The sequence below is a fragment of the Falsiroseomonas sp. RANM36 genome (assembly GCF_056682175.1).
In genome coordinates this window covers 714,892-726,689 of the sequence record NZ_JBWXTD010000005.1, presented here as the reverse complement: position 1 = coordinate 726,689, position 11,798 = coordinate 714,892, and the positions used below count along the sequence as shown (strand labels likewise).

The 11,798-nt window shown below is 70.6% G+C and carries 9 protein-coding genes and 1 pseudogene; all 10 read right to left on the bottom strand.

Annotated features, from left to right (window positions below):
- Positions 1-142 precede the first annotated feature (142 nt).
- Positions 143-1,213, bottom strand: a pseudogene (locus AC1MIR_RS21480) (IS630 family transposase); the annotation flags it as partial.
- Between the two features lie 53 nt (positions 1,214-1,266).
- Entirely contained in the window at positions 1,267-2,157 is an 891-nt protein-coding gene (locus AC1MIR_RS21475; RefSeq protein WP_480030216.1) for an N-acetylneuraminate lyase, read from the bottom strand.
- 19 nt (positions 2,158-2,176) lie between these two features.
- On the bottom strand, positions 2,177-3,169 hold the full coding sequence (locus AC1MIR_RS21470) for an ABC transporter ATP-binding protein (protein WP_480030215.1): 993 nt from the start codon (positions 3,167-3,169) through the stop codon (positions 2,177-2,179).
- Entirely contained in the window at positions 3,166-4,173 is a 1,008-nt protein-coding gene (locus tag AC1MIR_RS21465; protein ID WP_480030214.1) for an ABC transporter ATP-binding protein, read from the bottom strand. The genes AC1MIR_RS21470 and AC1MIR_RS21465 overlap by 4 nt, the downstream gene beginning before the upstream one ends.
- Positions 4,163-5,290 (bottom strand): ABC transporter permease, encoded by a 1,128-nt coding sequence (locus AC1MIR_RS21460; RefSeq protein WP_480030213.1) that lies wholly within the window; start codon positions 5,288-5,290, stop codon positions 4,163-4,165. Before AC1MIR_RS21460 ends, AC1MIR_RS21465 begins: the two co-directional genes overlap by 11 nt.
- A 1-nt stretch (position 5,291) precedes the next feature.
- Positions 5,292-6,281, bottom strand: coding sequence for an ABC transporter permease (locus AC1MIR_RS21455; protein ID WP_480030212.1), 990 nt, complete (start codon positions 6,279-6,281; stop codon positions 5,292-5,294).
- A gap of 23 nt (positions 6,282-6,304) precedes the next feature.
- The gene (locus tag AC1MIR_RS21450) at positions 6,305-8,335 is read right to left on the bottom strand and encodes an ABC transporter substrate-binding protein (protein ID WP_480030211.1); all 2,031 of its coding nucleotides are present in this window, start codon (positions 8,333-8,335) and stop codon (positions 6,305-6,307) included.
- 522 nt (positions 8,336-8,857) lie between these two features.
- Positions 8,858-10,864, bottom strand: coding sequence for an ASKHA domain-containing protein (locus AC1MIR_RS21445; protein WP_480030210.1), 2,007 nt, complete (start codon positions 10,862-10,864; stop codon positions 8,858-8,860).
- Positions 10,861-11,157 carry a virulence factor gene (locus AC1MIR_RS21440; protein ID WP_480030209.1) on the bottom strand — a complete coding sequence of 99 codons (297 nt, stop codon included), beginning with the start codon at positions 11,155-11,157 and terminating at the stop codon, positions 10,861-10,863. Before AC1MIR_RS21440 ends, AC1MIR_RS21445 begins: the two co-directional genes overlap by 4 nt.
- A complete protein-coding gene (locus AC1MIR_RS21435) occupies positions 11,158-11,721 on the bottom strand; it encodes a DUF1638 domain-containing protein (protein ID WP_480030208.1) in 564 nt (187 codons plus the stop codon). It abuts the gene before it with no gap.
- Positions 11,722-11,798: the final 77 nt, after the last annotated feature.

Genomic DNA, 11,798 nt, shown 5'->3' with positions numbered 1-11,798 from the left:
TTATGAGGGCACCCGCCCGGGGGTCCCGCCGAACGGGCATAAGCTGCTCTAGAATCATTGTTTCTAGAGCACGACCTTCCGATCGACTGATTCCAGTCGATCGGAACGTGCTCAAGTGTCCTGATTCCGTAGTTCCTCCGATCTGCTGTGTTCGGAGGCAGAAGCGCTGGATGGCGGCGAGGATGTCGTCGGCGGACTTGGTCCAGCGGAAAGGCTTTGGGTCGGCGTTGTGGGCGTCGATGAAGGCGCGGATGTCGGCCTCGAGGTGGGCGGTGGAACGGTGGACGCCGCGCCGGATCTGCTTCTCGGTCAGGTCGGCGAAGAAGCGCTCGACCTGGTTGATCCAGGACGCACCGGTAGGTGTGAAGTGAACGTGCCAGCGCGGGCGCTTGGCCAGCCAGTCGCGAACGGGCTTGGTCTTGTGGGTGGCGTAGTTGTCCATCACCAAGTGGACATCGAGATCGGCGGGCACGGCGGCCTCGACCTGGTCCAGGAACCTGCGGAATTCGCTTGAGCGGTGCTTCGGATAGCAGCGCCCGATAACTGCGCCGGTGGCGATGTCGAGAGCGGCGAACAGCGAGGTGGTGCCGTGTCTCGTGTAGTCGTGGGTGCGGCGCTCGGCTTGGCCCGGGCGCATCGGCAGCAGCGGCTGGGTGCGGTCGAGCGCCTGGATCTGCGACTTCTCGTCCACGCACAGCACCAAGGCACGCTCTGGCGGGCTCATGTAGAGCCCGACGATGTCGCGCACCTTCTCGACGAACAGCGGGTCAGACGAGAGCTTGAAGGTCTCGCTCCGGTGCGGCTGCAGGCCGAAGGCGCGCCAGATGCGGTGGATGGTCGACGGCGCGTAGCCGACCGCCTTCGCCATCGAGCGCAGCGACCAGTGGGTCGCCCCCGGGGGCGCCGTCTCCAGGGTCAGGCGGATCGTCTCGGCGATCTCGTCATCGCCGATCCTACGCGGCGTGCCGGGCCGCGGCTCGTCGAGCAGCCCGTCCAGACGCTGGGTGGCGAAGCGGCGCCGCCACTTCGAGACCGTGTTGGCGTCCGCCCCGACCTCAGTGCAGATCGCCTTGTTCTCCAGGCCCGCCGCCGCGGCCAGCACGATCCGCGCCCGCCGCGCCATCGCCTGCCCGGTGCGGTGCGCGCGGGCCAGCGACTCCAACTCTCGCCGTTCCGACGCCGTCAGTTCGATGGCCACCGCCGCCTTGCCCATCGCCAGCCCCCCAAAACCAACATCAGAATCGTAGGGACTTCGCGATCAGGACACTAGGCGGGACGCAGCCAGGTCGCGACGCAATCGGCCACGCGCGCTTCCTCGGCCGCCGTCAGCGGGCGGAAGGGCGCGCGGGCGACGCCGCAAGGCAGCCCGAGGCAGGCCAGGATCGCCTTGGTGCCGGGGATGACGCCGACCTCGACCAGCACGTCGATCACGCGGTTCGCGCGCGACTGCAGGACGCGCGCGGCCTCCACCTCGCCGCGCCGCATCGCCGCCTGCATCGCGACGAACAGGTCGCCCATGAAGTTGTAGGTGGTGCCGATCGCCCCGTCCGCGCCCATCGCGAGCCCGGCGACGAACATCTCGTCATAGCCGTTCCAGATCACCGCATCCGGCCGCGCGCGCTTCAGCCGCTCGAGCTGGTAGAGATCCTGCGAGGTGTGCTTCACGCCAGCGATGCGCGGATGATCGAGCAGCGCGAGCAGGTCGGCGGTGGACAACGGGCGCGGCGTGCGGGCGGGGAAGTTGTAGATGATGAGCGGCAGGTCCACCGCGTCCGCGACGGCGCGGTAATGCGCCAGCACCTCCTCGCGCGCGAAGTCGTAGTACCAGGGCGGGATGGCGGAGATGGCGTCGTAGCCGGCCTCGGCCGCCGCGCGCCCGAGCGCGATCGTCTCCGCGGTGGAGGCCGCGCCGACATGGGCGATCAGCCCGCGCCGGCCGGCGACCGCGCGCGCCAGCTCGCGCATCGTCTCGATCCGCTCGGCCGGCGACTGCAGCGGCGCCTCGCCCGTCGAGCCGCCGACATAGAAGCCGTGCACGCCCTGCCCGATCTGGAACTCGGCCAGCGCGGCGAGCGCCGCGGCGTCGATGCCGCCATCGGCGCGATAGGGCGTGACGAGGGCGGAGACGACGCCCTTCAGGTGATCGAGGCTCGGCACGCGGCGTGCTCCTTCGCGGTCAGGCGGCCAGCGCCTCGGCGTGGTGGCAGGCGACGAGGCGGCCGGAGACGGCCTCCCGCAGCGCGGGCGCCTCGGTCCGGCAACGCTCCGTCGCATGGGCGCAGCGCGGATGGAAGTGGCAGCCGGGCGGCGGATGCGCCGCATCCGGCACCGATCCCTGCAGCACGACGCGCTTCTGCCGCGTGCGCGGGTCGGGATGCGGCACCGCCGACAGCAGCGAGCGCGTGTAGGGATGCAGCGGCCGGTCGTAGAGGCCGCCGGTCGTCGCCATCTCGACGATGCGCCCGAGATACATCACCGCCACCCGGTCGGCGACGTGCTTCACGACGGACAGGTCGTGCGCGACGAAGAGCAGCGAGAGGCCGAGCCGGTCCTGCAGGTCGAGGATCAGGTTGACGATCTGCGCCTGCACCGACACGTCGAGCGCGCTGACCGGCTCGTCCGCCACGATCAGGCTCGGGTTTAGCGCCAGCGCGCGCGCGATGCCGATGCGCTGCCGCTGGCCGCCGGAGAAGGCGTGCGGATAGCGGTCCATGTAGGCGGTGGGCAGCTGCACGAGCTCGAGCAGCTCCGCGATGCGGCGCCGGCGCGCGGCCTTGTCGGGCCAGCCGTTCAGCAGCAGCGGCTCGCCGATGAGGTCGGCGACGACCATGCGCGGGTTGAGCGAGGCGTAGGGGTCCTGGAAGACCATCTGCATGTGCCGCCTGAGCGGCCTGATGGCGCGGCGCGGCAGCGCGGCCAGGTCGTGCGTGCGGCCATTGACCGTGAAGCGGATCGCGCCGGAGGAGGGTGCGAGCGCGCGCAGGATGCAGCGCGAGACGGTGGTCTTGCCGCAGCCGGATTCGCCGACGAGCGCCAGCGTCTCGCCCTGGGCGATGCTGAAGGACACGCCGTCCACCGCGCGCACCGCGCCGACCTGGCGGCGCAGCAGCCCCTTGCGGATCGGGAAATGCTTTCGGAGGTCCGCGACCTCCAGCACGGTCTGGCTCATGCGGCGGCGCCGTAGAGCACGCAGGCGACTTCCCGCCCCTCGTCGACCGTGATCGGCTCCGGCATGTCGCGGTCGCAGAGGCCGGGCTTCGCCTGGTCGCAGCGCGGGTGGAAGGGACAGCCGGGCGGGCGGTTCAGCGGATGCGGGATGGCGCCGGGCATGGTCGCCAGCCGCGACCGCGGCGTCGCGTCGACCGAGGGGATCGAGCGCAGCAGCGCGCGCGTATAGGGATGCTTCGGGTCGTGGAAGATCGCGTCCACCGGCCCCGATTCCACCGCGCGGCCGAGATACATCACGACCACGTCGTCGGCCATCTCCGCGATCACGCCCATGTCGTGGGTGATGATGATGATGGACAGGCCCTCCCGGTTGCGCAGGTCGCGCAGCAGGTCGAGCACCTGCGCCTGCGTCGTGACGTCGAGCGCGGTGGTCGGCTCGTCGGCGATCAGGATGCGCGGGCCGCAGGCGAGCGCCATGGCGATCATGACGCGCTGGCGCAGCCCGCCCGAGAGCTGGAACGGATATTCGTCCACGCGCCGCTCGGCGGAGGGGATGCCGGTCTGGCGCAGCATCTCGATCGCCTTCGCCCTGGCCGCGCGCGCGTCGAGGTCGGAATGCAGGCGGATCGCCTCGATGATCTGGTCGCCGACGGTGTAGTACTGGCTGAAGCTCGCCATCGGTTCCTGGAAGATCAGCGCGATCTCCTTGCCGCGGATGGCGCGGATCTCGGGCCCGTCCTCGCGCAGCGCGGTCAGCTCGACCGGCGCGCGGCCGTCGCCGAGCCGCAGCGTGATCGTGCCGTCGACGATGCGCCCCGGCGGGTCGACGATGCGCAGGATGCTGCGCGTCATCACCGACTTGCCGCAGCCCGATTCGCCGACGATGCCGAGCGTGCGCCCCGGCCGGACGTCGAAGGAGACGCCGTCCACCGCGCGCACCACGCCCTCCCGCGTCGGGAAATGCGTCCGCAGCCCGCGCACCGAGAGGATGGCGTCAGTGGCCATAGGGATCGGCCGCGTCGCGCAGCCCGTCGCCGAGGAAGTTGAAGGCCAGGATCACCAGGATCACCGGCACCGCCGCCGCCAGCAGCCAGGGGGCGAGAGCCAGCGTCTGGATGTTCTGCGCATCCTGCAGCAGGATCCCCCAGCTGATCGCCGGCGGCCGGAGACCCAGGCCGAGGAAGGACAGCGAGGTCTCGCTGATGATCATCGCCGGCAGCGCCAGCGTCGTCGCCGCAATGACGTGGGAGGCGAAGCTCGGCAGCATGTGCTTGAAGATGATGCGAAGCTGGCTCGCGCCGGCGAGCTCGGCGGCCAGCACGAAGTCCTCGGTCTTGAGCGAGAGGAACTTGCCGCGCACGACGCGCGCGAGATCGGTCCAGGCCAGGAAGGCGATCAGGATGGTGATGGCGAAGTAGATCTGCGTCACCGACCAGTTGGTCGGCAGCGCCGCCGCGAGCCCCATCCAGAGCGGGATCGTCGGCAGCGAGCGGATGATCTCAATCACCCGCTGGATCACGAGGTCCACCCAGCCCCCCTGGATCGCCGAGATCCCGCCCAGCAGCACGCCGAGGAAGAGGCTGATGGTCACGCCGACCAGGCCGATGGTCAGCGAGACCCGCGTCGCCACCATCAGCCGCGAGAACAGGTCGCGCCCCTGCACGTCCGTCCCCAGCAGGAAGATGCCGTCCGCCGGCCCCGGGTCCTTCAGCCCCAGCAGGTGGATGTTGGTGGGGATCAGGCCGAACAGGGTGTACTCGTAGCCGCGGGCGAAGAACTGCACCTCCACGATCCGGTTCGGATCGGGGCGGTATTCCAGGCGGAAGGTCCGCATGTTCCGCACGCCGCTCAGCCCCTGGACATGCGGGCGGAACTCGCCGTCGGGGGTGAAGAGGCGGATCATCTGCGGCGGCACGTAGCCGCGCCGCGCGTCGGAGGCGTGCGGGTCGGCATAGGCCAGGAAATCGGCGAAGGCGGCCATCAGGTAGAAGAGGATGACGATGATCCCGCTGGCCACCGCCAGGCGGTGCTTGCGGAAGCGCCACCAGATCAGCCGCGCCTGGCCGGCGGACGCGTAGTCCCGCTCGGCCTTCTCGCCCGATTTCAGGACCGGCGCGCTCATGTCAGTCCATCTGGTGCCGGATGCGGGGGTCGATCCACATCAGCACCAGGTCCGAGATGAAGGTGCCCACCACCGTCAGCGTGCCGAGCAGCAGGATGATCGTGCCCGCCAGGAACATGTCCTGCGCGATGAGCGACTTCACCAGCAGCGGCCCGACCGTCGGCAGGCTCAGCACGATGGAGACGATGACGCTGCCGGAGACGAGATAGGGAAACAGGTAGGCGATGGTGGAGGCGAAGGGGTTGAGCGCGGCGCGCACCGGATACTTCACGATCACCCGCGCCTCCGGCAGGCCCTTGGCGCGGGCCGTCACCACATAGGGCTTGCGCAGCTCGTCGAGCAGGTTCGCGCGCATGATCCGCACCAGCTGCGCCGTGCCTGCCAGCGCCAGGATCAGGCCGGGCAGCGGCAGGTGCTTCACCAGGTCCCAGGCCTTCGCCCAGGACCAGGGTGCCAACTCGAATTCCTGGCTGAACAGCCCGCCCGCGTTCACGCCGAAATAGCGGAAGGCGACATACATGATGACCAGCGCGAGCAGGAAGTTCGGGATCGCAAGGCCGATGAAGCTGACGAAGGTGAACACGTAGTCGGCGACGGAATATTGCCGCACGGCCGAGACGATGCCGATCGGCAGTGCGATGCCCCAGGTCAGGATCAGCGCGAAGAAGCTGATCAGCACCGTCATCCAGAGCCGGTCGCCGATCACCTCGCTGACCGGCCGGCGCCATTCCATGCTCTCGCCGAAATCGCCGACGATCACGCGGCTGACCCACTTGAAGTACTGCACCCAGATCGGCTGGTCGAGGCCGTAGAGCTGGCGCAGCGCCTCCGCCTCGGCCTGCGACACCGCGCTGCCGCTGGCCGAGAGGTTGGCGATGTAGGTGTCCACGAAGTCGCCGGGCGGCAGCTGGATGATGACGAAGGCCAGCACCGAGATGACCGCCAGCGTCAGGGCGGCGAAGCCGAGGCGTTGCAGCAGGAAGGTGACCATCTACGCCCCGGCTTCGGCTGCCGTCACGACTTGAAGAACCAGGTCTCGGGATGCGAGCCGCCCGGCGTGCGGCAATGCTGCGCGATGCAGGCGCGCGACGGGGTGTTCTCGATCCGGTTGGAGACGAGCCGGATGCCCATGAAGGCCGGGCTCTGCCCCACCGTGCCGATGCCGTATTGCTGGTCCACCAGGATCCGCCAGATCTCCTGCGCGATTCGGTAGCGCTCCTGCTCGCGCTGGCCGCCGGCGCTGCGGTAGAGGTCGAAGATCCGCTTGATGTTGGGATCCGTCGGCTCCCGCCCCTGCGTGCCGTTCGACGCGTACCACTGGGCGAATTCGGGGCCGACGAAGCCCTCGGTCGGGTCCACCGGGATGGCGTGGCGGGGGAAGAGATACAGCAGCTCCGTCCCGCCATTGGTCCAGACCATGATGTGATGCTCGTTGTTGCGCGTGCGCGTCATGGCCAGGTTGCGCTCGTATTCGCGGACATCGGCGAAGATGCCGATGCGGCGCCAGTGCTGCGCGATCATCTCGCATTGCTGCGGCCAGGGCAGGAAGGCCTTGACCGCCTGGATCTGGATCACCAGGCGCTCGCCATTGTCGGTGCGCAGCCGGAAGCCCTCGCGGTCCTTCCGCGTCAGGCCGATGCCGTCCAGCAGCCGGTTCGCCTGCGCCGGGTCATGGGTGGACCACTTTTTCCGCCACTCCGGCCCGGGATTGTAGGGCGAGCTCTCGGCCGGCACCGTCGAGCCCGGCGTGCCGAGGCCGAGCCAGAAGGTCTCGTTCAGCTGGTCGCGGTCGATGCCGAGCGACAGCGCGCGCCGGAAATCGGTGTTGGTCAGCCACTTCGCGACCTCGGCATCGGCGCGGTAGCTCTGGTTGATCTGCAGCACCGTGTCCGAGCCGTTGAAGGCGAGGTCGAGATGCACCGTGTAGTTGCCGCGCTGCTGGTTCTCCAGCAGCACCGGCAGCTTGCCGATGTCGATGTGGCGCTCCTGCACCTCGTACTGGCCCGACATGGCGCGCAGGTTCAGGACCTCCAGGTCCTCGGCCAGCGTCAGCACGACCTGGTCGAGATAGGGCAGCTGGTTCCCCTGCACGTCCACCGCCCAGTAGAAGGGATTGCGTTCCAGCACCCAGGTCGGCGTGTTGACCGGGCGGACGGTGCGCCAGGGGCCGATGGTCGGCAGCTCCGGGTTCAGCGACCAGTCCTTCTTGACATGGATGGCGCGGACCCAGTTCTCGAAACCCTCTCGCCGCGCACGCTCGTTCACCTGGGCCTCGGACGAGTATTTGGGCAGGAACTGCTTCAGGTAGTGTGCCGGCGCATAGGCGCCGAAGGTCGAGCCCTGGCTCTGCCGCACCGACTGCCCGCCGCCGATCAGCGTGTCGCCGGCCAGCATGTCCATGAAGAGGAAGTACGGGTCGTCGAAAACGAACTGCACCGTCGTCGCGTCCACCTTCACGACGCGGCCGGGCTTGCCGTTCACCGACATGTCCGGGATGGGCGTGGGGACGATGTTGCGATTGCCGTAGAGGTCCTCGAACCAGAAGACGAAGTCGTCGGCGGTGAAGGGCGCGCCATCGGACCACTTCATCCCGCGACGGAGCGTGATGGTGTAGACCTTGCCGTCATCGCTCATCGTCACCGACTTGGCGGCGCTGGGGACGATCTGCGTCCCCGTCGGGTCCCAGAACAGCAGCTTGTCGGAGGCGTTGATGCGGTTGCCGTTCTCGACATCGCCGGGACCGGTGAAGCCGCGGCGCCAGGTGCCGCCGTAGCGGCCGATGGCGCGCACGGGCTGCAGCACCAGCGGCTCCTCCGGCACGCGCTGCTCCACCGGCGGCAGCTTGCCCTCGCGCACCATCTGGGCGAGCTGCGGCGCCTCCTTCAGCTGCGCCGGGCGCGGCACGTCGGCGATTTGCGCGCCTTCAAGCCGCCCGACCAAATTCGAGCCGCTGAGACCCTGTGCGCTGGCGGCGTGCGAGCCCAGCGCAGCCGCGCCACCCGAGACGAGCGCCGCCTGACGGATGAAGTCCCGCCTGCCTTCCATGCTTCCCTCCCCGATCCTCGAATTGCGGCGGCTTCGGCCGATCGGCTGGGCGGCTGCCACCTCTTGCTGATGAGCCTGACCCGATGCGCCAGCTTCTGCAACCGACAAGTGACACCTCGATTGAGCTGCCGGTTGAATATTGTCGGAGGGCGATCGGGTCGCGGGGGATTCGGAGCGTGGCGCCGTGCCCTGCTGATCTGGCTTGGGCGGCTTCGTGCCAGGCTTCGTGGCGCCGGGGCTGCCAGCCCTGACCTGCCACCCATGACGGGACCGCCGTGGCGGGCGTCGGCCAGCGTCATCAGGTCCGGGTGGGCCATCTACCGCTGACCGGTTTCACCGGCGGGTCCTTCGCAACGCCGCACGCCCGAGGCGTCGCCCGGTTTCCGGGTTGTCCCAGTCCATTGGCGTCACCGGCGACAACCAGATCCGGCCACTCGATGCCGCGCAGCAGGCGCCGTCCACCCCATCAACTCCAGGCGCGGGTCGCCAAAGCTCGTCGTCCGCCCGGCAGGGAGAGGCGGCTCAGGGCGACGGCCCGCCGTCCACCGTCGGCCCGGTCGGCAAGGCCGCCCGGCCACGCCGGCGCGGCGTCGGCGCGTCGGCCGGCAGCGAAACCCGCGCCGCGAGATTCGGGTAGGGATCGGTCGCGTGCGGGATCGCCATGGCGGCGACGAATTCCGCCTGGAAGGCCGGCTCGAGCGCGGTCTCGATCTTCTCGATGCGGCGGACCACCTGCTGCAATTCGAGCCGCGCCGCGGCGTTCAGCAGTGCGATGCGCGCGCCATGCCCGGCGGCGTTGCCGACGGACAGGATCGCCTCCGGCGCGCAATCCGGCACCAGGCCCAGCACCAGCGCCTGCAGCGGATCGATATGCGCGCCGAAGGCGCCGGCGAGGCGGATCCGCGGCACCGAGGGCAGGCCCATCCGCGTCATCAGCAGCTTCGCCCCGGCATGCAGCGCGGCCTTGGCGAGCTGGATCGCGCGCACGTCGTGCTGCGTGATCGCGATGCGCGGCGCATCTTCCCGGATGAGATAGGTGAAGCTGCGATGCTCCTCCCGCACGCGCCAGCTGCGTTCGGCCAGCGCGCCGTCCAGGCTGCCGTCACGGCGGATGATGCCGGCGAGCCGCATCTGCGCGATCGCCTCCACGATGCCGGAGCCGCAGATGCCGGTCACCGTCGCATCGAAGCCAGGCTCATCTGACCAGGCATCGCAGCCGATGACCTTGAAGCGCGGCTCGAGCGTGGCGGGGTCGATGCGGATGCGCTCGATCGCGCCGGGCGCGGCGCGCTGCCCGGCGGTGATCTGCGCGCCTTCGAAGGCGGGGCCGGTCGGCGAGGAACAGGCCAGCAGCCGGTCGCGGTTGCCCAGCACGATCTCGGCATTCGTGCCGACATCGACCAGCATGGTCAGCTCCTCCGACCGGTGCGGCGCTTCCGACAGCACCATCGCCGCGGCGTCGGCGCCGACATGGCCGGCTATGCAGGGCAGGACATGCACGAAGCCGCCCGGCGCGATCGCCAGGCCGAGGTCGCGCGCCGGCACGTCCAGCGCCGCATCCACCGCCAGGGCGAAGGGCGCGGCGCCGAGCTCCACGGGATCGAGGCCAAGCAGCAGGTGATGCATCACGGGATTGCCGGCGACCACGATCTCCGCGATGCGGTCGGGCGCGATGCCGGCGCGCGCGGCGAGATCGGCGACCATCGCGGCGAGCGCGTCCCGCACGGCCGCGGTCAGCGCCGCCGCGCCGCCCTCGTTCATCATGGCGTAGGAGACCCGGCTCATCAGGTCCTCGCCGAAGCGGATCTGCGGGTTCATCGCGCCGGCCGACGCCAGCACCTCGCCGGTCGCGAGGTCGCAGAGATGCGCGGCGATGGTGGTGGAGCCGAGATCCACCGCGACGCCCTGCACGGAGTCCACGAAGCCCGGGAACACCGCGACGATGTCGCGGCGGTGGCGCAGCGCGACGGTCACCGCCCAGTCGCCCTCGCGCAGCGCGCGCTGCAGCCCGGCCAGCACCGGCAGCGGGATCGCGGCCTCCGCCACGCCCCATTCGGCCTGCAGCGCTTCCAGCAGGCGCCGCGCATCGCCGCGGGGGTCGTGCATGTCGGGCGGCGCCACCGCGACGTGGTGCAGCGTCACCACGGGATCGAGCGCCACGGGGCGCGTATCCGCGGCCTTGGCGACGACCTGGCGGTGCACCTGCTGTTCCGGCGGCACGTCCACCACGACGTCGCCCGCCAGCCGCGCCTGGCAGCCGAGGCGGCGCCCCGGCACGAGCTTGCCGTGCGCCTCGAGCCGCGCCTCGGCCTCGTCCGGCGCGCTGACGTGCTCGGCGCGGCTGGCGATGCCGTGCTTCAGGTGCTCGCCGGGCTGGATCGCGACCTGGCAGCGCCCGCAGATGCCGCGCCCGCCGCAGACGCTGTCGAGATCCACGCCGAGCGCGCGCGCGGCCTGCAGCAACGTCGTGCCCGTCGCGAAGCGCCCGCGCTTGCCCGATGGCGTGAAGACGACGGCGTGGTCGGTCACGCGATGCCGCCCGCGGCGACCAGCGCGGCGAGCCGCGCGGCGTCGTAGTCGGCCTCGATCCGCGCGGCCGCCTCGGCGACGGCGGCGTCGAGATCGTCGCCGCAGGGGCCGAGCGGCCTGCGCGTCCAGCCCGCGAGATAGGCGTCCTCGTCGCGCGCGCCGCCGCGCATCGCGGCGCGGTCGATCGCCTCGGCGAAGCGGGGCGGCAGTTCGAGGCGCGCGCCGCGCCTTCCCTCGCGCGCCAGCACCTGGGCCGGGATGCCGCGCCAGGCGATCAGCAGCAGCTCGGCCATTCAGGCCGCCAGGAAGCGCGACAGGCCGGACAGGCCAGTCTCGCGCACGACCAGCGGCAGGCCGAGCCGCGCCGCCGCCGCGCGCGCCTTCGCCGCCACCGCGGGATCGGGTTGCTGCACGAGATGCACGACGCGGCGGTAATGGCCGAAGATGTCCGTCAGCAGTTCGGGATGCCGGTCCAGCCCGAGGCCGCGCCAGACCAGCCGGTCGAAATGCCGCGCGAGATAGTCGGTCAGGAAGAAGCTGCCGGTCTCCTCCTCCATCAGCGCGTCGAAGACGGCGTTGCCGGCGTAGAAGGCGTAGCAATGCGGGCCTTCGATCCGCTCCACGCCTTCCTCCGCCAGCACCGCATCCAGCGCGCCGCCCGTGCCGCAATCGCCATACAGGACCAGCACGCGCTCATGCGTGCGCCGTCCCGCACGGATGCGCGCGCGCACCGCGCCCGGGATGCGCTCCGGCCGGTTGTGCAGGATCGCGGGCAGGCAGTCGATGTCGAAGGGCAGGCGGTTCACCGCGACCACGGCCTTCACCTCGCGCGCCAGCGCGCCGCAGGCGATGAGCATCGTGGAGCGCCCCCGGGTAACGCCGCCCGGGGGGCTCGGCGGGGGCGCCCGCCGCCCGCGGCGCGCGCCGGCGGGGG

What these genes read in the sequence shown, in the direction of transcription:
- AC1MIR_RS21460 (WP_480030213.1), bottom strand. Translation starts at nt 5,290, where the DNA reads ATGAGCGCGCCGGTCCTGAAATCGGGCGAGAAGGCCGAGCGGGACTAC.
- AC1MIR_RS21435 (WP_480030208.1), bottom strand. Translation starts at nt 11,721, where the DNA reads ATGCTCATCGCCTGCGGCGCGCTGGCGCGCGAGGTGAAGGCCGTGGTC.
- AC1MIR_RS21440 (WP_480030209.1), bottom strand. Translation starts at nt 11,157, where the DNA reads ATGGCCGAGCTGCTGCTGATCGCCTGGCGCGGCATCCCGGCCCAGGTG.
- AC1MIR_RS21465 (WP_480030214.1), bottom strand. Translation starts at nt 4,173, where the DNA reads ATGGCCACTGACGCCATCCTCTCGGTGCGCGGGCTGCGGACGCATTTC.
- AC1MIR_RS21450 (WP_480030211.1), bottom strand. Translation starts at nt 8,335, where the DNA reads ATGGAAGGCAGGCGGGACTTCATCCGTCAGGCGGCGCTCGTCTCGGGT.
- AC1MIR_RS21470 (WP_480030215.1), bottom strand. Translation starts at nt 3,169, where the DNA reads ATGAGCCAGACCGTGCTGGAGGTCGCGGACCTCCGAAAGCATTTCCCG.
- AC1MIR_RS21455 (WP_480030212.1), bottom strand. Translation starts at nt 6,281, where the DNA reads ATGGTCACCTTCCTGCTGCAACGCCTCGGCTTCGCCGCCCTGACGCTG.